Origin of the sequence: Sphingobium sp. DN12, from assembly GCF_051058005.1 — a bacterium.
In the GTDB taxonomy this organism is placed as follows: domain Bacteria; phylum Pseudomonadota; class Alphaproteobacteria; order Sphingomonadales; family Sphingomonadaceae; genus Sphingobium; species Sphingobium yanoikuyae.
The window spans coordinates 3,404,251-3,423,846 of the sequence record NZ_CP173717.1; the positions used below are offsets into that span (position 1 = coordinate 3,404,251).

17 protein-coding genes, 4 pseudogenes and 1 other annotated feature are annotated in these 19,596 nt (G+C 61.0%); of the genes and pseudogenes, 14 read left to right on the forward strand and 7 right to left on the reverse strand.

The features are described from left to right. Window positions 1-7: 7 nt before the first annotated feature. Together ACI6S0_RS15970 and ACI6S0_RS15975 are read left to right on the forward strand one after the other, a co-directional pair. Window positions 8-1,258, forward strand: coding sequence for a lipopolysaccharide biosynthesis protein (locus ACI6S0_RS15970; RefSeq protein ID WP_010335868.1), 1,251 nt, complete (start codon window positions 8-10; stop codon window positions 1,256-1,258). Between the two features lie 5 nt (window positions 1,259-1,263). After that, window positions 1,264-2,346, forward strand: a complete 1,083-nt coding sequence (locus ACI6S0_RS15975; RefSeq protein WP_017183057.1) for a glycosyltransferase family 4 protein — start codon at window positions 1,264-1,266, stop codon at window positions 2,344-2,346. Here ACI6S0_RS15975 and ACI6S0_RS15980 read toward each other — a convergent pair. Continuing rightward, window positions 2,318-3,163 (reverse strand): glucosamine inositolphosphorylceramide transferase family protein, encoded by an 846-nt coding sequence (locus tag ACI6S0_RS15980; protein ID WP_010335866.1) that lies wholly within the window; start codon window positions 3,161-3,163, stop codon window positions 2,318-2,320. The two genes, ACI6S0_RS15975 and ACI6S0_RS15980, sit on opposite strands and share 29 nt — an antisense overlap. A 264-nt stretch (window positions 3,164-3,427) precedes the next feature. On the opposite strand from ACI6S0_RS15980, the gene ACI6S0_RS15985 reads away from it, so the two are divergent. Then, window positions 3,428-3,967 carry a hypothetical protein gene (locus ACI6S0_RS15985; protein WP_155276518.1) on the forward strand — a complete coding sequence of 180 codons (540 nt, stop codon included), beginning with the start codon at window positions 3,428-3,430 and terminating at the stop codon, window positions 3,965-3,967. A 348-nt stretch (window positions 3,968-4,315) separates the two neighbouring features. Then, window positions 4,316-4,933 (forward strand): hypothetical protein, encoded by a 618-nt coding sequence (locus ACI6S0_RS15990; protein ID WP_037522652.1) that lies wholly within the window; start codon window positions 4,316-4,318, stop codon window positions 4,931-4,933. A 177-nt stretch (window positions 4,934-5,110) separates the two neighbouring features. Here ACI6S0_RS15990 and ACI6S0_RS15995 read toward each other — a convergent pair whose 3' ends face one another. Continuing rightward, complete coding sequence (locus tag ACI6S0_RS15995; RefSeq protein ID WP_434403658.1) at window positions 5,111-5,344, reverse strand: DUF6961 family protein; 234 nt, start codon at window positions 5,342-5,344, stop codon at window positions 5,111-5,113. Window positions 5,345-5,447: 103 nt separating this feature from the next. Here ACI6S0_RS15995 and ACI6S0_RS16000 point away from each other — a divergent pair. Then, window positions 5,448-6,676 (forward strand): IS3 family transposase gene (locus ACI6S0_RS16000; protein WP_120249343.1). Its coding sequence is split into 2 segments (ribosomal slippage): window positions 5,448-5,736 and window positions 5,736-6,676, totalling 1,230 coding nucleotides; the frame shifts between segments, so codons are not numbered across the junction. Next, window positions 5,729-5,845, forward strand: a sequence feature (AL1L pseudoknot). (Overlaps the previous gene by 117 nt.) A gap of 39 nt (window positions 6,677-6,715) precedes the next feature. On the opposite strand, the pseudogene ACI6S0_RS16005 reads toward ACI6S0_RS16000, so the two are convergent. Both ACI6S0_RS16005 and ACI6S0_RS16010 read right to left on the reverse strand, forming a co-directional pair. Further along, window positions 6,716-7,267: pseudogene (locus tag ACI6S0_RS16005) on the reverse strand (SOS response-associated peptidase); the annotation flags it as partial. Window positions 7,268-7,390: 123 nt separating this feature from the next. Continuing rightward, window positions 7,391-8,050 (reverse strand): SOS response-associated peptidase family protein, encoded by a 660-nt coding sequence (locus ACI6S0_RS16010; RefSeq protein WP_037522658.1) that lies wholly within the window; start codon window positions 8,048-8,050, stop codon window positions 7,391-7,393. Between the two features lie 129 nt (window positions 8,051-8,179). On the opposite strand from ACI6S0_RS16010, the gene ACI6S0_RS16015 reads away from it, so the two are divergent. Genes ACI6S0_RS16015 through ACI6S0_RS16025 form a run of 3 tightly spaced genes read left to right on the forward strand, consistent with a single transcriptional unit; the run spans window position 8,180 to window position 13,723 of the window. Next, entirely contained in the window at window positions 8,180-8,908 is a 729-nt protein-coding gene (locus ACI6S0_RS16015) for an ImuA family protein (RefSeq protein ID WP_037522660.1), read from the forward strand. Continuing rightward, on the forward strand, window positions 8,832-10,373 hold the full coding sequence (locus ACI6S0_RS16020) for a DUF6504 family protein (RefSeq protein WP_080727362.1): 1,542 nt from the start codon (window positions 8,832-8,834) through the stop codon (window positions 10,371-10,373). The genes ACI6S0_RS16015 and ACI6S0_RS16020 overlap by 77 nt, the downstream gene beginning before the upstream one ends. Then, window positions 10,370-13,723 carry an error-prone DNA polymerase gene (locus ACI6S0_RS16025; protein ID WP_434403659.1) on the forward strand — a complete coding sequence of 1,118 codons (3,354 nt, stop codon included), beginning with the start codon at window positions 10,370-10,372 and terminating at the stop codon, window positions 13,721-13,723. The genes ACI6S0_RS16020 and ACI6S0_RS16025 overlap by 4 nt, the downstream gene beginning before the upstream one ends. A 24-nt stretch (window positions 13,724-13,747) precedes the next feature. On the opposite strand, the gene ACI6S0_RS16030 is transcribed toward ACI6S0_RS16025, so the two are convergent. Further along, entirely contained in the window at window positions 13,748-13,948 is a 201-nt protein-coding gene (locus tag ACI6S0_RS16030; protein WP_037522664.1) for a DUF5818 domain-containing protein, read from the reverse strand. A gap of 1 nt (window position 13,949) precedes the next feature. Continuing rightward, window positions 13,950-14,780, reverse strand: a pseudogene (locus tag ACI6S0_RS16035) (S1/P1 nuclease). 423 nt (window positions 14,781-15,203) lie between these two features. On the opposite strand from ACI6S0_RS16035, the gene ACI6S0_RS16040 reads away from it, so the two are divergent. Next, window positions 15,204-15,983 (forward strand): hypothetical protein, encoded by a 780-nt coding sequence (locus ACI6S0_RS16040; protein ID WP_157784805.1) that lies wholly within the window; start codon window positions 15,204-15,206, stop codon window positions 15,981-15,983. Window positions 15,984-16,481: 498 nt separating this feature from the next. On the opposite strand, the pseudogene ACI6S0_RS16045 reads toward ACI6S0_RS16040, so the two are convergent. Further along, a pseudogene (locus tag ACI6S0_RS16045) lies at window positions 16,482-16,631 on the reverse strand (IS5/IS1182 family transposase); the annotation flags it as partial. A 257-nt stretch (window positions 16,632-16,888) separates the two neighbouring features. Here ACI6S0_RS16045 and ACI6S0_RS16050 point away from each other — a divergent pair. The 5 genes and pseudogenes from ACI6S0_RS16050 to ACI6S0_RS16070 form a co-directional block, all read left to right on the forward strand. After that, the gene (locus ACI6S0_RS16050) at window positions 16,889-17,119 is read left to right on the forward strand and encodes a DNA-binding protein (protein ID WP_234780574.1); all 231 of its coding nucleotides are present in this window, start codon (window positions 16,889-16,891) and stop codon (window positions 17,117-17,119) included. Beyond that, window positions 17,106-17,555 (forward strand): hypothetical protein, encoded by a 450-nt coding sequence (locus ACI6S0_RS16055; RefSeq protein ID WP_017183556.1) that lies wholly within the window; start codon window positions 17,106-17,108, stop codon window positions 17,553-17,555. The genes ACI6S0_RS16050 and ACI6S0_RS16055 overlap by 14 nt, the downstream gene beginning before the upstream one ends. A 12-nt stretch (window positions 17,556-17,567) precedes the next feature. Next, the gene (locus tag ACI6S0_RS16060) at window positions 17,568-18,314 is read left to right on the forward strand and encodes a hypothetical protein (protein ID WP_017183557.1); all 747 of its coding nucleotides are present in this window, start codon (window positions 17,568-17,570) and stop codon (window positions 18,312-18,314) included. Then, entirely contained in the window at window positions 18,307-18,972 is a 666-nt protein-coding gene (locus ACI6S0_RS16065) for a hypothetical protein (RefSeq protein ID WP_037522666.1), read from the forward strand. Before ACI6S0_RS16060 ends, ACI6S0_RS16065 begins: the two co-directional genes overlap by 8 nt. Window positions 18,973-19,391: 419 nt before the next feature. After that, window positions 19,392-19,529 (forward strand): annotated as a pseudogene (locus ACI6S0_RS16070) (plasmid mobilization protein); the annotation flags it as partial. Window positions 19,530-19,596 lie beyond the last annotated feature (67 nt).

Genomic DNA, 19,596 nt, shown 5'->3' on the forward strand with positions numbered 1-19,596 from the left:
GGGACTTGTGCTCGGCGGCAAGGCCGGCGCCGGGCTCATCAGTCTCGTCTATCTTGTCATCGCCGCGCGCGCCCTGGGGCCGCATGACTATGGCATATTGGTTCTCGTCCATGCCTATGTGACGGCGATATGCGGCATCGTCGAATTTCCGGCCTGGCAGGCGATCGTGCGCTATGGCGCGGAGGCGCGACAGGAAGGGGCATCGCACCGCCTCGCACGTCTGCTTCGTTTCGGTGCCAAGGTCGAACTGGCGGGCGGCGTCGCGGCGATCATCGCCGCCATGCTGCTGGCGCCCTGGGTCGGACCACATCTGGGCTGGCCGCCCGAAACCATGGCTTTCGCCATTCCTTACAGCTTCGCCGTGCTGGGATCGGTGCGCTCTACGCCGGCGGGCTATCTGCAACTGATCGACCGCTTCGACCTTATCGGCCTGCACAATATGGTCCAGCCGCTCGTGCGCCTGTGCGGAGCCTCGCTGGCGCTGCTGTTCGGCTGGGGGCTCAAGGGCTTCCTCGCTGCCTGGCTGCTGGCCGCCATCGCCGAGTTCGCGGTACTCTGGGGCATGGGGCTTATCTGTGCCTACACAAGACTGGGCGCGGTCCTGATCCGTCCACAGGCGGGTAATGTGGCAAGCGAAAATGCCGGCATCTGGCGGTTCCTGGTGGCCAGCAATGCCGATGTCACGCTAGCGGAACTGGCTGGGCGGCTCGCACCGCTGATCGTCGGCTGGGTCATGGGGCCTGCCGTCGCCGGGCTTTTCGCGGTCGCCCAGCGCGCGACCGTGATCATCTCGCAGCCGGCACAGATATTGGGGAACACCGCCTATGCCGAACTGGCAGGGATGGTTGCCTCCGGCCAAGGCGGCGCACCGCTCCGCCGCACGCTTGTGCGCGTCATTCTGATCGCGATCGCCGCGGCCTTGCCCGTGGTCATCCTGGCGGCGCTTTTCCCGACCATGATGGTTACCCTGCTGGCGGGCAGCGCGTTCCAGGCGGCCGGCGCGGTCATGGTGGTTCTGATCATTGCGCGGGTAATCGCGCTGGTCGGACCGCCCTGCAGTTCTGCGCTTTCCGCTATGGGATATCCGGCCCTGTCGATGAGCGCGAACCTCTTTGCGAGCCTCATTTTCCTGCCGGCGCTGCCCTGGTTGCTCGGGTCGTTCGGGCTGATGGGCGCAGGGATACAGGCCGTTGGTCAGGCCCTGATTGCCAGTCTCCTGCTGGGCGGCCTGGCCTGGCACCGGAGCCTGTCGCAGTGAACGGCATGCGCATTGCCTATGTCATCAATTCGGTCGAAGGCGGCGGCGCTGCGCAGCCCGTGCCCGCCATAGCCGACGTGCTGCGCGCCGGCGGCGCGCAGGTGCGGTTGTTCGCGCTTCGGCCAAGCGACAGGCGCGGCTTGCCCGCGATTATCGAGGCGGGGCTGCTTCCGCGCGTTCGGGAAGGCGGGACAGGCGATCATCTGGCGGCCGCCTTGTGGCTACGGCGGGAACTGATGGACTGGGGCGCGACCCATATCTGGACGTCGCTCAGCCGTGCCACGATCCTTGGTCTCATTATCGGGCCTTCCCTCGGACTTCCGGTCGTCTGCTGGCAGCATGCTGCCTTCCTCAAGCCCTGGAATGAAAGGCTGATGCGCCTCCTGGCGCCCAGGGCGGCTTTGTGGGTGGGGGATTCGCAGTCCGTCACCGATCTGACGCAGCATCGACTCCAGGTTCCGGACGAGCGGCTACGCTGCTGGCCCATCTACGCCGTCGATCCAGCCATGCCGCAGGCATCCCCATGGCAGGCCGGCGAGCCGATCCGCATCGGTTCTTTGGGACGGCTTCATCGGGTCAAGGGCTATGACATCTTGATCGCGGCCCTGGCGCAAATCAAGGCTCGGGGCCTTGCCACGCCTCCATTCTCGCTGGCGATCGCGGGTGAGGGGAGCGAGCGCGGTCGCCTGGAGATGCTGGCTCGCAACGCAGGGGTCGATGTCGAATTCGCCGGATTTACCGATGCCCCCAAGAGCTTCCTCGCCGGACTGCATCTCTATGTTCAGCCGTCACGATCCGAAGGCTTTTGCATCGCCGCGCATGAGGCGATGGCGGCCGGGCTGCCGGTGATCGCTTCAGCGGTCGGGGAAATGCCCTATTCGATCATGCCGGGCGTCAGCGGCCTGACCTGCGCACCGGCAGATACTGATGCTCTCGCCCATGCGCTGGAGACCCTGCTTGCTACGCCTTCAAGGCTTGAAGAAATGGGGCAGGCCGCACGAAACCTGGTGAACCAGCGCTACTCAAGAGAGCGTTTCGAAAGAACAGGTACAGCCATTCTCACCCATATCCGCCAAGCGCACGCCTGATTTCCAGCGCCAGCCCGCGTGCGGATCGGTCGATCCGCTTCACATCGACCAGGCTGATCTCCCCGCATGCGGTCAGGCTGTGCATGCCGTCCCGATAGGCGCCGGCGGACAATGGGACCGGCATGGCGTCGCCGGCTTTCGCGCTGAAATTCGCCTCATCCAGCCTGTCGATCCAGAGAGGACGGATGGCTCCGCCATAGGTGCTGCTGCAGTCTTGGACCGGCAGAACGACATGTCCGGACAGGATCTGGGGCGAGCCACCAGGGCGCGATGATGTCACATCGACGCGCACGGGATTGCGCGGATGCACGATCCAGGGGCCCGCCAGGCGCTCGGCCCAGGCGATATGAAGCTGCGATATCTTTGTCTGCTTTGAGGTGGCCGGCGAATAAAAGAGCCACCAGCGGTCTTGATGATGGAGGATCGTTGCATCGACCGGAACGCAGTCCAGTGCGATGCGCAGTTCCGGCCGCCAGTCAGCCAGGCCGCCATGGTCGCGATAAAGCGTCAGCGCGCCCGATCGATGCGCCTCGGGCAGCATCCAGGTCGCACCTTCGCCGGCGAAAATCTGGGGGTAGGACAGGTGCCAGGGCTCACTCAGGCAAAGGCGCCGTTCGACAACCGACAGATGCTCATCGAGCGACAGGCGCATGATCGTGCCATGACGATGGCGATAATCATAATGCTCGGCAAAGATGTGAAGCGTTCCGTCCGCACCTCTCCATCCGAATGGATCGGCAAGAAACTGGAATGCCGGCTCCTCCGGGAGCCATGTCAACGCGCTATCGATCCGGCCCGATGCGATGATTGCAGCCATCGGCTGATGGACGATCCCGCATCTCCATATGTCTTTGCGCCGGGGCATGACTTGCTATGCACATCGGTCCAATATTCCGCTACCCCCTTGCTCTGGGATGATGGCCATGCTCGACGGCAATCGCACGCTTCGTGCCTCGATGATTTCCCACCCGGAACCGGACTGGCAGCTAGTGCATCTCGGCCGACGAGAAGCTGCCATTCCGCAATCGGCCATCCCTCGCATTCCGGGAAACGATCATCAGTGCTTCAGGAACGGCAGGTGTTGGACGGGAACCTGCCGTTCCCGGCGCAGCTCGCGAACGTCGGTTTTGTCCCAGCCTTGGCCATAACCGGACTGACCGCTCATAGGCGCGAGTTTTCTTCAGCCGAACGGCTGGGATGGGCGCGTAGCCGCTGGGCCGCTTACGCCAGCTCCGCCGCACAGCTCTGGCCGGCTACAGACCGGCCGCTTTCAGCAAACGATCCAATGAGCTGGACGTTCGGTGACGCTCGGTCGCACCGCGCTTCTACTGTCCTCGCTACTTTCATTTTTATGACCCTTTTCCGAGCTTGGTTTCGCCATTTTCCCCGACATCTTCGCCGCCTTCTTGGCGGCTTTCGCGGCTTTGGCCGCCCCGGTGTCGATACCGCGCTGGGTCAGATCTATCCCGATGACGCGTATGTCCTCAACGTCGGGGTAGTCGTTGAAGATGAGCGTCCAGTGTCGCTGGAGATCATCGGCCAGCATCTCGAACGTGTCGGCCCGTCAGTCCACCGAGTCATTGTCGATTTTGCCGCTGTTCATAGCGCACCGCTTCTCTGACTCCCCATTCATTCTGCCCGCCGGTAACTTCTGAAGCTCCTGGAAAACAGGGGAGTCTTCTCGCCGAAACTTTTCTAACCTCCCCTCAAGTCCCGCATTTGCGCGGCTGCTATCAGTGTCTCGTCACATCAAGACACGGAGGTAAACACAGGTGACCGCATAAATCCGAATTCTCCTGGCCTTGAAGAGGCAAAGCCTGGGACATTCGCGACTGTCGAGTTCGAAGCACTGTTTGAACAAACGCCGGCACTCGCATTACCGCCTGGGCTGTTGCCACCGCCTTGATAAACCGGCGATAAAACCCAATCCCGAAGAAAACTGTGATTTAACAAACGATAAGGAGAATTTATGAAAGCAGAAAATTGTGTTGGCGATGCGGAGGTGCATGCACTTTACACGCCCGCGAACCTGCCTGGCCTCCACTGGCCAGTATATCTGTTGCTCGACCATCGCGATGGCGCAGCTTGGGTCGAACAGTTCGAACCAGGTGCGATGCCGATCGACGTCGCCAACGGCCAGATGAGTATGTGGCAAATCGGAGAAGTACCGACCATAGGCGAGGCGCGCGACCTCGTGAATAAGCTGCTGCCAGAATTGACGACCTACCTCGCTGAAATCGAGGAAGAAGATGCTGATGATGCGGAGATTTCGGACATCTGCCACTCCTTTGTATCAGGTCACAGTTTCTCCACCGTCGCTGAAATCCTAGAGGCGCCCGCCGAAACCGCGTTCTGCGAGGCAGGCGACGAAGTAGATGTGGGCGACCCAGATGCGCATCGGATCGAATATTCGTTCAGCCCTGTAATCTTGACGGCCGAATCGACAGACGCGTCATTGACGGCGTTGGCTGCGGACATGGCGAAGCATTTCTCGCCCACCATTCTGGTTGATGTCGAATCTTATGTGAACCGAATGAGGCGCGACCTCAAAGATAATGCGGGCCTTAGCCAAGGGCGCGCAGCCTAAGGAAAACTAGAATGCCATGACTTAGGCATTCGTTTTTCTGAAGACGAGGCTAGGGGTAAAAAACCAAACTCACTAGCCTCGTCTGTGGCAAATTTAGGGATTTGCAGTCCGTTCGAATTGTCCACTTCGCTCAGCTAGCTGCAATTCGGTGCCTAACCATGCGTCCCGGCCACCACCTCACTGGATCGTACCTCCAGCCGCAAGGACATCGAGGCAATCGGCGATTGCAAGCCAGCGCATGACGCCGGCTTCGTCACCCTTGATGGCGAGATCTTTCACGCGTCCAGCGATGAACTCCGCCGCCCCAGCGCCATATTGACGATCCACGGCCAGCGCTTCGGCCCAGCGTTCCATCTCCCGCGTCACAGGAACGACGGAGTTTCGACCACTACCGACTTCTTCTTCACCCATAATTCGCTGGTGCGCGTCATCTCGATCAACGCATCGGGAAAGCAGCGGTCTGAACCGCCCCGGGTTTGCCGGAGGCTCCAACTCCTGAGAAGGTGGAGCCTGTATGAGCAAGACAACGAACAAGTTTGCGCCGGAAGTCCGCGAGCGCGCGGTGCGTATGGTGATCGATCACGAACGTGATTACCCCTCTCGCTGGGCAGCGGTGGTTTCGATTGCGGAGAAGATCGGCTGCGTTCCGCAGACGCTGCATGAGTGGGTGAAGAAGGCTGAGGTCGACAGCGGCAAGCGCGCGGGCGTCCCGACCGAGGTAGCCGACAAGATGAAGGCACTGGAGCGCGAGGTCCGCGAGCTGCGACAGGCCAATGAGATCCTGCGCAAGGCATCGGCATATTTTGCCCAGGCGGAGCTCGACCGCCCGTTCCGGCGATGATCGCCTTCATCGACGATCACCGCGATGCCTATGGGGTCGAGCCGATCTGCCGTGTCCTGCCGATCGCCCCATCCACTTACCACGAGCGCGTCGCAAAGCGGCAGGATCCGACACGCCTGTCGGCGCGGGCGCAGCGGGACGTCGCCCTGAAGCCCGAGGTCGCGCGCGTATTCGCCGAGAACTTCGCGGTCTACGGCGTGCGCAAGGTCTGGCGGCAGATGATGCGGGAAGGCTTTCCGGTCGCCCGCTGCACAGTCGCGCGGTTGATGCGGGAGATGGGCTTGGCAGGGGTGATCCGGGGCAAGCCGGTGCGCACAACTATCAGTGACAAGGCGGCGCCATGCCCTCTCGATCACGTCAACCGCAAGTTCTACGCGCCAGCGCCGAACATGCTGTGGGTGTCGGACTTCACCTACGTCGCGACCTGGGCGGGGTTCGTCTACGTTGCCTTCGTCATCGATACCTATGCTCGGCGGATTGTAGGTTGGCGGGCCAGCAGAACGGCCCATGCCAGCTTCGTGCTCGATGCTCTGGAACAGGCGCTTCACGATCGTCGGCCGGCCCATCGGGGCGGCCTCATCCATCATAGCGATCGCGGGTCGCAATACGTCTCCATCAAGTACACCGAGCGTCTCGCCGAAGCCGGGATAGAACCCTCAGTCGGCAGCGTCGGCGATAGCTATGACAACGCTTTGGCCGAGACGATCAATGGCCTTTACAAGGCTGAGGTGATCCACAGGCGTGGACCATGGCGCAGCTTCGAAGCAGTCGAATATGCCACGCTCGAATGGGTCGACTGGTTCAACCATCGTCGGCTGCTGGAGTCCATCGGCAACATCCCTCCTGCCGAAGCCGAAGAACAATATTATGCTGCCGCGGCCAACATCGATATGGCAGCGTGACTCACAACCCAATGCCTCCGGCAGACCCGGTGCGGTTCAGTCCTGAAATGACACGGCGTCATCAAATGAGCCGTGAAGCCACCGCTCATAATCATCTGGCATGAGAAGCACCGGCATGCGATCATGCACAGGCCGGATGGCTTCGTTGCAATCGGTCATTACGCCCGAATAGACAGGCCCCCATTCATCGCTCACGCGCCATAGCCCCGCCCATGCAAAGATCGGCTGTCCCTTCACATTGAACCAGGTCCGGGTCTTAGCGCCCTTTTGACCCTCCGCTTCGGCAAAGGCCGTCAGCGGGATGAGGCAGCGCCATTGCGGCTTGGCCGCCAGGCCTTTCCACATCGGCTTGGCGAGATCGGCAATATTGTTGACAGGCTTGGGCTTTGCCGTCGGGGCCATGCCCTTGAGGCGCAACGGGAAGCCCCAGGTCATCGACTGCATGATGCGCTGCCCGGCTTCCTCCCGGATCACGAGGCCCGGCGTGCCGGGATAGACCTCGTCACCGGCATTGGACATGACCGGGTTGGCGACGCCGAAATGGGCGGCCACCTCGGCAGCGCTCAGACGCTCGGTGTAGAGATTGCAGATGGCTGACCTCCTGTTCGAACGAAGCGGCTGGAGCAGTTGGCGATTCCAGCTTCATCCTATCATGGCGCGAAAGACGGGAAAGCCGCCTGTCTGGCAGGATAGCCGGCAAATTTCTCGCCCCGACTACAGCAAAAGCGCCTGCGCCTGCGTTCCGGGCGGCGGCGCCTTGCTGCGCCAGCTATCCTCGGTTTGCTGCACCTCCATCCGTTCTGCCGCAAAGGGCGAACGGAACTGGAACCGGATCACATCCTGGATGCCGCCATGCAGCCAGGCGTCATAGTCATGGGGATCAAGCAGCACCGGCATCCGGTCGTTGGTCGGCGGAATCGCGGCATTGGCCTCCATCGTCATGCCGGCATAGACCGGCCCCTCGCTCAGCAGGTTTCGGCAGAATCCGGCCCAGGCAATGATCGGCTGGCGCTTCACCGAAAACCAGGTCCTGGTCTTGGCACCGGGCACGCCATCGGGATTGGCAAAATGGGTGAGCACGATGAGGCAGCGATAGCGCGGATCGACCACCATCTCCTCCCACATTGGGTTGGTGAGATCAGCGACCAAGCCGATCCGCCCCGCTTCTTCGCCGCGCGCGCGCATATCCTTGGTCAGGCGCGGAAAACCCCATGTCATGGACCGCAACAGGCGCCGGCCGCCTTTCTCGAAGACGACCAGCCCCGGCAGCCCTTCCACCGTCTCCTCAGGTACCGCGACCGACGGCAAGGGATCGACCCCGAAGTGCGCCGCGATCTCGGCGATGCTCGCCCGCGCGCAATGCAGCCGTGACATGATGGGACCTCCTTGCCGGGACTCGAAGCCATCTCCTTAACATGGAACATATGAAGAACGAAATGCCATTGACTCTGGCGCAGGATTGGAGCGAACAAATGGGGAATATATTTTCGAGTCCCTGCCTCCATGTCCAAAACCGCCATCCTCGACGAGCTGCGTGCGCGTATCGCGCAGGTGGAAGCCGTGGGCGGTCGGCATCCGGTGCTGCCCTTCGGCATCGACGCCATTGACGATCATCTGCCGGGCGGCGGCATAGCGACCGGCGCGCTCCATGAGGTCGCCGGCAGTCCGGACCTTTCCGACGATGCAGCCGCGACCATTTTCCTGGCCGGCATTCTCGCGCGGTCGCAGGGCCAGATCATCTGGTGCCTCCACTGGCGCGACCTGTTCTCGCCGGCCCTGCATCTCGCCGGACTCCACCCCGATCGGGTCATCTTCGTGGAAGCGGGCAATGACACCAACGTCCTCATCGCGATGGAGGAATGTTTGCGTCACCCCGGCCTTGGCGGTGTCGTCGGGGAACTGCGGAAAATGTCGCTCACCGCCTCGCGCCGGCTGCAACTGGCCGCCGAACAGTCTGGCGTATTGGCCATGGTCTTTCGCCGCGCCATGCTGCCCGAAAGCTATGCAGAGGGCAGCGCCGCCTTGACCCGCTGGCGGGTGCGCGCCGTGCCCAGCCAGGCGCTCGGCTATCCTGGTCTCGCGCGTCCGCGCTGGTCGCTGGCGCTTGAGCGCGCGCGCGGCACCGAACCCCAAATCTGGACCGTAGAGGGAAGCGATGAGACGGGTTGTCTCGCTGTTCCTGCCGCGCTGGTCGACGGATCGTATCCGTCGCAAAGCCGGCAGGCCGCCTGAAGGCGGCGCACCGCCCCTCGTCACCGCCCATGCCGACCATGGCCGCCGCCTGATCGCGGCCGTGGACGAGGAGGCGCGCCGGCTTGGCATAGCCGTCGGCATGACGGTAACGCGCGCCCGGTCGCTGGCGCCGGACCTGGACGTCGTGGATGCCGATCCCGAGGGAGATCTTGAGGGCCTGCGCCGGCTCGCTCTGTGGGCAGGAAAGCGCTATTCTCCGATCGTCGCGCCCGATCCATCTGATGGCCTGTGGATCGATATTACCGGCTGCGCCCATCTTTTCGAGGGTGAAGTGCCACTCCTCAAGGACATGATGCGCCGGGTCAGTGGCTCGGGCCTCGCCTGCCAGGTCGCGGTCGCCGACACGCCCGGTTGCGCCCATGCGGTGGCACGGTTTGTGCCATCAGGACGGCCGAACATCATCGAGCCCGGGGCCACGCGCGCCGCGCTCTCGATCATGCCGGTGTCGGCGCTGCGCATCGAGCCGGGCGTCGTGAGCGAACTGCGCCGCATGGGGTTCGAGCGCATCGAGCAGCTGATCGCCGCGCCGCGTGCGCCCCTCGCCAAGCGGTTCGGCCGGCAGCTCTACAAACGGCTCGACCAGGCCCTGGGCCAGGTGCCCGAACCCATCGATCCGATCTACCGCGCCAGCTTGCCGCGCGTGCGGCGCAGCCTGCTCGAACCGATCGGTACCGCCGATGCCATTGGCCAGGTCATCGCGGACCTGTGCACCGATCTTGCCCGCCTCCTGCTGCGCGCGGGGACAGGCGCGCGCCGGCTCGATCTTCATTTCGAGCGGGTCGATGGCGCCAGGCAGGCCGTGCGGGTCGGGACTGCTTCCCCCTCGCGCGATGTGCGTCATTTGGCAAAGCTGCTCTCCCAGAAGATCGAGACGATTGATCCGGGCATGGGGATCGAGGCCATGGCACTGGTCGCGTCGCTCACCCAGCCCATGGCGGCCGCCCAGGTCGGGAGCGTCCTTGCCGGTGAAGAGCGCGGCCCGGATCTCGCCGCGATCGTCGATGCGCTCGCCAATCGCTTTGGCGCGCGCAGCCTCTATCGCTCGGCGCCGCGCGCAAGCAGCATGCCCGAACGCGAAGTCGGGCATGTCGCGCCGCTGTCATCGGCCGGCGGCGCTGGCTGGGCCGATGATCTTCCCCGGCCTGCCCGCATGCTGGTCCCGCCAGAGCCTGTCGACGTGATGGCGATGCTGCCCGATCATCCGCCTGCCATGTTCGTCTGGCGGGGGCGGCGCCATCGGATCGCCCAGGCCGATGGGCCAGAGCGCCTGCATGGCGAATGGTGGCGTGAGGGCGGCCATGAGGCAGACACACCCTATGCCGTGCGGGATTATTTCCAGGTCGAGACGGTGAGCGGCGCGCGATACTGGCTGTTCCGCATGGGGGATGGTGAGCAGGCGTCGACCGGCCCGATGCGCTGGTTCATCCATGGTGCCTTTGCATGATGTCCGAGAATGATCACGACCATGATCTCGAGGACGATCTTGAGGGCGCCCGCTATGTCGAGCTGCAGGTCACCAGCCATTTCTCCTTCCTGCGCGGTGCCTCCAGCCCTGAGGAGCTGTTCTCGGCTGCCGCGCTGCTGGGCCTGCCTGCGCTAGGCATCACCGACCGCAACAGTTTTGCCGGTGCCGTACGGGCCTGGGACGCACAGAAGGTCACCGGCTGCCGCGCGATCATTGGCTGCCGCCTTGACCTTGTCTGCGGCACCTCGCTTCTCGTCTATCCAACTGACCGGGAGGCCTATTCGCGGCTCTGCCGGCTTTTGAGCATCGGCAAGGCCCGTGGCGGCAAGGGCAGCTGCCATCTCGACTGGTCGGACGTGGCGGACTGGGGGGAAGGAATGATCGGCATATTGGTGCCCGACCGCGCCGATGCGGCGTGCGAGGAGGCGCTCGACCGGCTTGCTGCCATCTTCGGGCCCCGCGCCTATCTCGCCCTCTCGATCCGGCGCCGGCCCCGCGATGCGATCCGGCTGCGCGATCTTGGCTGCCTCGCCGCGCGCGCCGGGGTGCAGACCGTCGCCACCGGCGACATTCTCTACCATGCGCCCGAGCGCCGGCTGCTGCAGGATGTGGTGAGCTGCATCCGCGAAAAATGCACGGTCGATACGCTGGGCCAGCGCCGCGAGCGTTTTGCCGACCGGCATCTCAAATCCGTCGCGGAAATGGAGCGGCTTTTCACCCGCTATCTTGGCGACCTGACGCCGCTCCGCCGCAGCGTCGAGATTGCGCGGGCCTGCCGCTTCGACCTGGCGCAGCTCACCTACACCTATCCCGACGAGATCGGGGAAAGCGGCCTTACCCCGCAGCAGGAACTCGAGCGCCTCACATGGACAAAGGCGCCGAGCCGCTATCCTCATGGGGTTCCCGACAATGTCCGCGAACAGCTTGCCCATGAGCTTCGGCTGATCGGCGAGCTTGCCTATGCGCCCTATTTCCTCACCGTCCATTCGATCGTCCAGTTTGCCCGATCGAAGGATATTCTCTGCCAAGGGCGCGGCAGCGCCGCCAATTCGGCGGTCTGCTTCGTGCTCGGCATCACCTCGATCGACCCGGTCAAATCCGAACTGCTCTTCGAGCGCTTCGTGTCGGCCGAGCGGCGCGAGCCTCCTGATATCGACGTCGATTTCGAGCATGAGCGGCGTGAGGAAGTGATCCAGTGGATTTACGAGACCTATGGCCGCGAACGTTCGGCGCTGACCGCCGTCATCTCCCGCTTTCGCGCGCGCGGCGCGGTGCGCGAGGTGGGCAAGGCGCTGGGACTCAGCGAAGACATGCTGTCAGGGCTTTCAAGCCAGGTCTGGGGCTGGGCGCGCGATGGGGTCGAGGCGAAGCATGCACAGGAACTCAACCTCGACACGAGCGACAAGCGCCTGGCGCTGACGCTCGAGCTCGCCCGCACCCTCATCAATACGCCGCGGCACATGTCCCAGCATCCCGGCGGCTTCGTTCTGACCCTGGGACGGCTCGACGAGCTGGTGCCGATCGAGCCCGCTGCCATGGCCGATCGCCAGATCATCGAATGGGACAAGGATGATATCGATGCGCTCGGCTTCATGAAGGTCGATGTGCTGGGCCTTGGCATGCTGGGCTGCATGCGCCGCGCCTTCGCTCTGCTCGAGGATGACAAGGGCATCGCAATGGACCTGGCCTCCATTCCCCATGATGATCCCGACACCTTTGCGATGATCCGCAAGGCCGATACGCTGGGCGTCTTCCAGATCGAGAGCCGGGCGCAGATGGCGATGCTGCCCCGGATCAAGCCGACCAAATTCTATGACCTGGTGATCGAGGTGGCGATCGTACGCCCGGGCCCGATCCAGGGCGACATGGTCCATCCATACCTGCGCCGCCGCGAGGGGAAGGAAGCGATCAGCTATCCGACGCAGGAACTGCGCCGGGTGCTGGAGAAGACCCTGGGCGTTCCCCTCTTCCAGGAACAGGCGATGCGCGTCGCGATCGAATGCGCGGGCTTCACGCCGTCGGAGGCAGATCTGTTGCGCCGGGCGATGGCGACCTTCAAGCTGACCGGCGGGGTGTCCCATTTCCGCGACAAGCTCATCAACGGCATGATCGCGCGTGGCTATGAACGCGACTTTGCCGAACAGACGTTCAAGCAGATCGAGGGCTTTGGCTCCTACGGTTTTCCAGAGAGCCATGCCGCCTCCTTCGCCCTCATCGCCTATGCCTCCTCCTGGATGAAATGCCATCATCCCGACGTCTTTTGCGCAGCGCTTCTCAACGCCCAGCCCATGGGCTTTTATGCTCCCGCCCAGATCGTGCGGGACGCGCGCCAGCATGGGGTCGAGGTCCGCCCGATCGATGTCAATCACAGCCGCTGGGACTGCACGCTCGAGCCGACCCAGGGCCGCTATCATGCGTTGAGGATCGGCCTGCGCTATGCGCGCGAGCTCAAAAATGCCGATGGTGCCGCTATTGTCCTGGCTCGGGGCAATGACCCCTATGCCAGCGTCGAGGAAATTCAGCGCCGCGCCGGCGTCAGCGGCCGCGCGCTCGACCGGATCGGCCATGCCGGTGGCTTTGGTTCGCTGGCGCTCTCGCGCCGCGCCGGCCTCTGGGAGGTGAAGGGTCTTGGCGAAGAGCCCCTGCCGCTCTTTGCCGCAGCGGACGCGCGGGCAGGCAAGCTCCGCCCCGAAGCGATTGAGCCGAACGTCATTCTCCCGCAGATGGGCGAAGGCGAGGAAGTGGTCGAGGATTATCGCGCGATCGGGCTCTCGCTGCGCGCCCATCCGCTCGCCTTCCTGCGCGACGAATTGGCGCGCCGGAAGATGGTGACCTGCGCCGCGCTCAAGGATATTCGCGACGGGCGATGGGTCAATCTCGCCGGTCTCGTTCTCCTGCGGCAGAAGCCGGGTTCCGCCAAGGGCACCATGTTCATCACGCTCGAGGATGAGACCGATGTCGCCAATCTCGTCGTCTGGCCCAATCTTTTCGAGAAGCATCGGCGCGTGGTGCTCGGCGCCTCGATGATGGGCGTGCGCGGCCAGGTCCAGAAGGAAGGCGAGGTCATCCATCTCATCGCCCAGCGGCTCGACGACCTCTCCCCTCTCCTCGCTAGCGTCGGGCAGCGGGCGGATGTGGCGAGCATCTATCAGGTCAGCCGCGCCGATATCGTGAAGAGCGCCATGGCCCCCGATCCGCGCGATGCGGCGAACAGGCCGCTCGGGCGCGGACCCCGCGATCTTTACGATCCTGATCTGCGCCTGGGCTCGGGCATCATTCCGGGCCAGCCGACAGAGGGCATCAAGGTCAAGACACGGGATTTTCGCTGAAAGGCGGCAAGCCGGCGGTGCGGCTCAGGCCGGCTCGATCTGCTCGACATCGAGCATGTCGAAATCGGATCTCGTTCCCACGACCCGGACCTTCTGGCCAAGAAGATGCCGGCAGGATCTGGGGCAATCGAGCCGCCATTCCCCACCATCGGCGACACGCAGCACGGTATAGGGATCGCCGCCAAGCAGGATGCCGAACAGTTCGTGCCGCGTGCCGCGTGGCATGTCATTTGTGCCTTGAAGGCTTGCGGGGAGTTTGAGCCTGGGACGGGTTCTGGTCCTGCGGATTCTCGAACACCCAGTTGAGATAGGCGGCGATGCGGATACCACCGCGCTTGAGCCGATCATCAAGCTCGACCCGGTGCTGATAGGCATAGTCCCAGGACAGGCTGGTATCGGTGGGATAGATGGTCTTGCGCAGCGCGATGCTCTCGCGGATCCACGTACCGGGATCGCGATCATTCCAGGCAATGATCTGTTGCGGCGTGATCGCGCGCGACAGCCAGTCGGCGAGTTCCGAATAGGACAGCGACCGCTGCTCGATCATCGCGCTGTCCCAGACCGAATGGAGATTGGTCGAGCGAACGAACCAGCTCACCTTCATGTCATTGCCACCCCGGTCGTTGCCGCCGCCGGCATGAAGCGGCTGATGCAGGTCGCCGATGATATGGACGATAAAGCGCAGGGCCAGGCGCTTGTCGTCGATCGAGGCGGCGGGATTGCGCAGCGTCGCCGTGAAGCGGTCAAGCGCGCTCATCGCGTCGCCTTCGGGCGGCGCGTCTGCGCTCGTATAGGCGTCGCCCTCGCGCACGGTCACATAATGCCATGGGCTGGCCTGCTTTTGCCAGAAATCGGCAGGGTCGGATTTCATGTCGTCGGGCTAGGTCGCCGCCTCAGCGAGATCCTCCTCGCCCAGGAGAAGCTGGACGTTAGCACGGGCCAGGCCGCTCAGATTGCGGTCCGCGATGGCGCCGGTCACCCGGTGGCCGATGGGTCCCCAGGCAAAAGCAGGTGACGTCATCGAGAGGATAATGGCGGTTAGGATAAGTTTGCGCATGGAGGCACCATTAGCATCTGTCCGCACGCGATCCAGCGATTGCCTTAATCGTCGAACCTCTTCGCTGCTGCCAAGATGCGGTCGCGTTCCAACGCTGATCGACATTTTAATCGGCGGCTCGATGCAACCAGTCAGATAATCAGCATTCAATGTCCGCCTTCAGGGGCAGTATCAGATGCACGAATGGATGCGGAGAGCGCATTGCAGGCGAGCCGCTCCCTCCATCGCCCGAAATCAACTGGGGGCAAATGCTGACGCTGAGTATGATGTACCGGGAATGTCGGAAGATTGTGAGGTCAAGCTCCATAGGGGGCACTCCCGCATCTGGCCCATCCTGCTCTCAAAGAGTCATTTTCAAAAACCACTCAACCCATTGTTAATAAGGTTAATTTACCTCACCCACTCCTCCATGGGATCTGATAAATGCGAACACTTGATGACCTGACCGACGCAGCGAGAAGAATAGATCCGACCCGCTTTTCATTAGATGATATTCCAGCGCTGGAAAATTTTGTTGGTACACCCGTCAGCACGGAGGGCGCTGGCGATGACATTGCTCGAGTGCGGCTCAACCTCCAAGCAAAGTTAAACGAGCATTATTGGCAATATGTTGGCCGAACCCTTATTTTTGGCACGCCTGCAGATTTCGCCGATTCACTGAAGCACGAAAGAATTCCAACCGTCGCTGATTATAAGCGGAAGATGGAAATGCTAATTTCCTCCGCGGACAGAATTATATCGATACTGGGAATTGAAGAGACCCTCCACGAGGGACTCAGTGTATCTGGCAGTATACCTGTCTGCCATACCCACGGATACGGAATATTCAATGTGAACCGTAACGAAATCATATATGATGAGTTCGTTAAATTATCTGACAGCGTTTATAAACTACGCAGGTTAGCACAGAACAAAGTAGATTTGTTAAATGCGAATGGACCAGGATCACGCCCTTCAATGAGAGACCTTGCACTAGAAGAACTCTATGTGAATCTTCGGAACACATACACGTTTTGGTGGAAGGCGAATCCAACGGTCAGCGTCAATAAAAATGTCGGATCCCCGGCCAAAGGCGGACCTCTGGTTAGATTCATACAATTTTGTGCAGGAAAAATTCTAGAACGAGATATCAAGGCACAATCTGTCAAAGATCTTCTTAGATCCATCGATAAGAATTCATCATTCTCACCACCTAGTATTTAGGGATTATCTCGAAAATAGCATTGAGAATTTGCCGTTTATGTCGTCCTGGTGCATTTTGGATTCAGAAGGCTAGATGGCACGGCGGTATGAGCTGACAGCCTAGGATAGGCGACCATGGAACCTTTGCTGCCGACATGCTGCGCGACGTCGCAATACCAAAGGTTGATGAGCCTTAATCATCGGGCTTTGGTTTAGCCCATTGCGGCGCTGGAACATTTCCATGGCGTGATGCGCCAGCGACTCAGCGCCTTGGTATAAGATTACCGCTTGGCGTGCGGGCGTAGCTGCCGAATCTCTCGCAGTCTCGGCCCCGACAAAGAGATCGACTGATACTATGCGGCAAGGGCCTCAATGTTGATCATACGGTTAACCAGTCCTGGGACGAGAGCAGATCAAGCTCATTGAACCAACGCAAACCGGATCGCTCGAACTACATAACGGCCCATGGCACCAGCAAGCCGCACCGGAGGCCTGTTGAGAAAATCTGGAGTGGGCGTTTTAGCATGGGAGATTTCCGCCCATCGCGACGAAGATCATGGCCTGCGAGAAATCGATGCGCTTCTCTTTATCACCGACAGGTGAGCGCCATCGGATCATCCAGCCAAAGGTCAACTCGCCCCTCCCCCCGTTGTCTGGCAGGACCTCGAAAGTCTACGAATTTTTCCACAAGGCTTCGGCATATTTTGCGCCGACGGGGCTCGACCGCCAATTCCTGCGATGATCGCCTCAGCGACGATCTTCAATGCATCACTGCATCGTCAAATCGTTCTGCCTCGAGTTAACTTTTGAAGCTTTCGCAAAACAGGTGAGTCTTCTCGCCAAATTATTTTTACCTCCCCTCAAGTCACCCATTTGGCTGACTGCTAACCGTGTCTCGCCACATCAAGACATGGAGGTAAACACTGGTGGACAAAGAGAAAAATGACGCGCTCATCGAAGGTGGGCGGGACGTCGCGATGACGATTGAAGAAGCGGCTTCAGCCGCAGCATCTTCACGGTCGGCAATTTACCGAGCGCTGAAGAGTAAACAACTTTCCGGAAAAAAAGCCGGCCGGCGCACGGTGATTCTGCAGTCTGCGCTCAGCGCATATCTGCACGCCCTTCCAGCATTTGGAGAGGACGATGGCCAAGCATAGCGCAGAAGCGAAGGCGTTGGCGGACCTCATCGCGCGTAAAACGAATGAACAAGCGCCAACCCAGATGGCACGGGCCCGGGAGTTGGCTCGCATCATCATCCCGAGAGCCGGCCGATTGCCTGCCAATGTTCTTCGTGATGCCGAGGTCGCAGAAAAAATGGCTGAGTATGGCGTCAGCATTCACACGCTTCGCAAAGCCATCGGCGAGGTGCGCCAGGAGAGTAAGCGCAAGATCAAAGAAAAGCAGGAGATCTATCGGCCTGAGAAGGCAGTCCCGCAGCCGCGAAGCAGCGCGGCCCAGCAGCGCCATTCGCACAGTAATGGCAGTAGCCTTGCGCCTACGGAGCAAAAAACCTCCGAAAGTCGCAAAATTACGGATCTACCTCCGCGCAGCGCGCCAATATCTATACAAGATAGCACGCGCGATAACCTATAAGCGAGAAAACAGATGAAAAAAGAACCTGCAAATCATAACAGTATCGATATCGAAACTAATATTCTCGGCCTAACCATTTTGGCCGTTGTAGACGGTGAAAAAGGTGGAGTCGGTAAGAGCTTTTTTGCTCGCGCGATCAGTGATTTTCTTATCACGCTATTCGGCCGCTTCCGAGGCCTTGATTTTGATGAGAGCAACGCAAACCTGGCGCGCTTCTACCACGATACGAATATGGTTGATACCATCGAGTGGCAAAAACCGGCCGAGTGGGAGCGCGCATATGATTTGATCCTGGACACCGATCCTCGCACCCCAATAGTCATCGATTTCCCAGCGCAAATTCGAAAGACTGCGGCGACAGAATGGAACCGGTTCCTGTCGAACGAAGAAAATGGACGAAATGTTCTAGTTTTCTGGGTGATGTATCCATCCTACGATAGCATTAATTCTTTGCGTCATCGGATGAGTGTCGTCGACCCGGCAAAAATGGTTGTGATGATCAATCTACGAGATTCGAATATCGACCTCAGTCTTTGGTCGGACAGCGCCACGCGGCGTGAATTTCTCGAACGTGGCGGAACCGAGGGTTATGTTCCGCGGCTACCAGAGAGCTTAGCCCTTCGGCTGGAAAATGAGGACCTCTCGTTCGCGGCAGCTCGGGCGTCCGACCTCCGACCTTATCATAAGCGTGATTTGCAGGTCTTTACCCAAGAGTTTCGGGCCGAAATCCTCTCAGTCTTGAAGAAAATCCATGGGTAAGCCCGAGATCCACGCGATTTTCGAGCGGGTGTTCGGGCGGTCGATGAGCGAGCACGATCATCTGGCCTTCAGCCAGATGTTCGCTGCCGGCTCACCCGAGTTGCTCGAAAGCCAGTCCTATGTGGCCGAAGTCGTCGTCAGCTATTTTCAGCTCGAGCAGCTACGCACCACAGTCGAAAATGCATCTCAGCAGATTCTCGCCAACGTCCAGCAAGATTCCGAAGCCGCGGTCAGGGCGATGGTGCAGGACGCGATCAAGCGTATCCACGCTTCAGCGCCTCAGTCATCGGTTGCCTTCTATCGTGCCACGATATTCTACGCCTTTTTCTCCATTTTCGCAGCGTTTGCTGCGGTGATGGCGGTATATGGGACTCTCAGTTGTGGCTGGATGATACCCCCATGGCTCGATGCGCGCGAGCAGGGCAAAGTCGAGTTTGCCGAAAAATTCGCGCAGGCGTCCGGTCGGCGGTGGGACTGGAACAGAGTCGCTATCGCTCATGATCCATCTGTTTCTGAGGTTCTCAGGATCGCAGCCGATTATCGCGAAGGCCGAGACCCTTACGCCGATTTGCGCAGCACCGGCGCCTGCAAGGCTGCAGGGCATCGTGTCACCGTCGTGAGCGGCAATCGCTTTTGTCGCGTCCAGATCTCTCGGTAGATCGCGAGCTGGCGAAAGAGCCGGTTAACACCATATCCAAAATCACGAAGGAAACATCCAATGCAGCTCTCATCTGCAGCCCTCCTCGTCGCGTCCGCGTCGCGGGGCGATATCCCGTTCATCGTGCACTCCTCTTATTGCAAGCGCAGCGCGACCGCAGCCAATTTGCATGCTGCGTCGACCATTCGCGCATCAGTGGCGATGCTCGTCGTACCGCAGGTCTGCCGCGCAATCGCACCAATATCCTATCGCAGCCGCTCGCAGTATCAGACGAGGCTCGGAAGCATCCTACGTTCGTATCATCAGCATCTCACTTCCTTCTCATCTCAGAGGCAAAAAAACGAGGCAGGATGGACCGTGTACACACGGTCGTCACGGTGCTCGGCGGCCGCCTTCTCGCACCTGGTGGGTAGTTCAAAATGAGTCGGGTAGACTTCGAGAAAACGGTGCCAGTCACAATTCGACTAACAAACAAAGAGGTTGCCGCTATCGAAGCAGACGCGATGGCAGCCGGCTTGAGCCGCGCCGCATACATCCGCCGTCGCATTTTCCAACGAGCTTCATCAACGGACCACCGAACTGCCGCTCTCGCTGCGCTTCTGCAAACCCTCCATCGCGCCACGA

Excerpts from the sequence above, each read along its gene's own strand:
- ACI6S0_RS15975 (WP_017183057.1), top strand. The coding sequence starts at position 1,264 with ATGCGCATTGCCTATGTCATCAATTCGGTCGAAGGCGGCGGCGCTGCG.
- ACI6S0_RS15980 (WP_010335866.1), bottom strand. The coding sequence starts at position 3,163 with ATGGCTGCAATCATCGCATCGGGCCGGATCGATAGCGCGTTGACATGG.
- ACI6S0_RS15990 (WP_037522652.1), top strand. The coding sequence starts at position 4,316 with ATGAAAGCAGAAAATTGTGTTGGCGATGCGGAGGTGCATGCACTTTAC.
- ACI6S0_RS15995 (WP_434403658.1), bottom strand. The coding sequence starts at position 5,344 with ATGGGTGAAGAAGAAGTCGGTAGTGGTCGAAACTCCGTCGTTCCTGTG.
- ACI6S0_RS16010 (WP_037522658.1), bottom strand. The coding sequence starts at position 8,050 with ATGTCACGGCTGCATTGCGCGCGGGCGAGCATCGCCGAGATCGCGGCG.
- ACI6S0_RS16015 (WP_037522660.1), top strand. The coding sequence starts at position 8,180 with ATGTCCAAAACCGCCATCCTCGACGAGCTGCGTGCGCGTATCGCGCAG.
- ACI6S0_RS16020 (WP_080727362.1), top strand. The coding sequence starts at position 8,832 with ATGAGACGGGTTGTCTCGCTGTTCCTGCCGCGCTGGTCGACGGATCGT.
- ACI6S0_RS16025 (WP_434403659.1), top strand. The coding sequence starts at position 10,370 with ATGATGTCCGAGAATGATCACGACCATGATCTCGAGGACGATCTTGAG.
- ACI6S0_RS16030 (WP_037522664.1), bottom strand. The coding sequence starts at position 13,948 with ATGCCACGCGGCACGCGGCACGAACTGTTCGGCATCCTGCTTGGCGGC.
- ACI6S0_RS16040 (WP_157784805.1), top strand. The coding sequence starts at position 15,204 with ATGCGAACACTTGATGACCTGACCGACGCAGCGAGAAGAATAGATCCG.
- ACI6S0_RS16055 (WP_017183556.1), top strand. The coding sequence starts at position 17,106 with ATGGCCAAGCATAGCGCAGAAGCGAAGGCGTTGGCGGACCTCATCGCG.
- ACI6S0_RS16060 (WP_017183557.1), top strand. The coding sequence starts at position 17,568 with ATGAAAAAAGAACCTGCAAATCATAACAGTATCGATATCGAAACTAAT.
- ACI6S0_RS16065 (WP_037522666.1), top strand. The coding sequence starts at position 18,307 with ATGGGTAAGCCCGAGATCCACGCGATTTTCGAGCGGGTGTTCGGGCGG.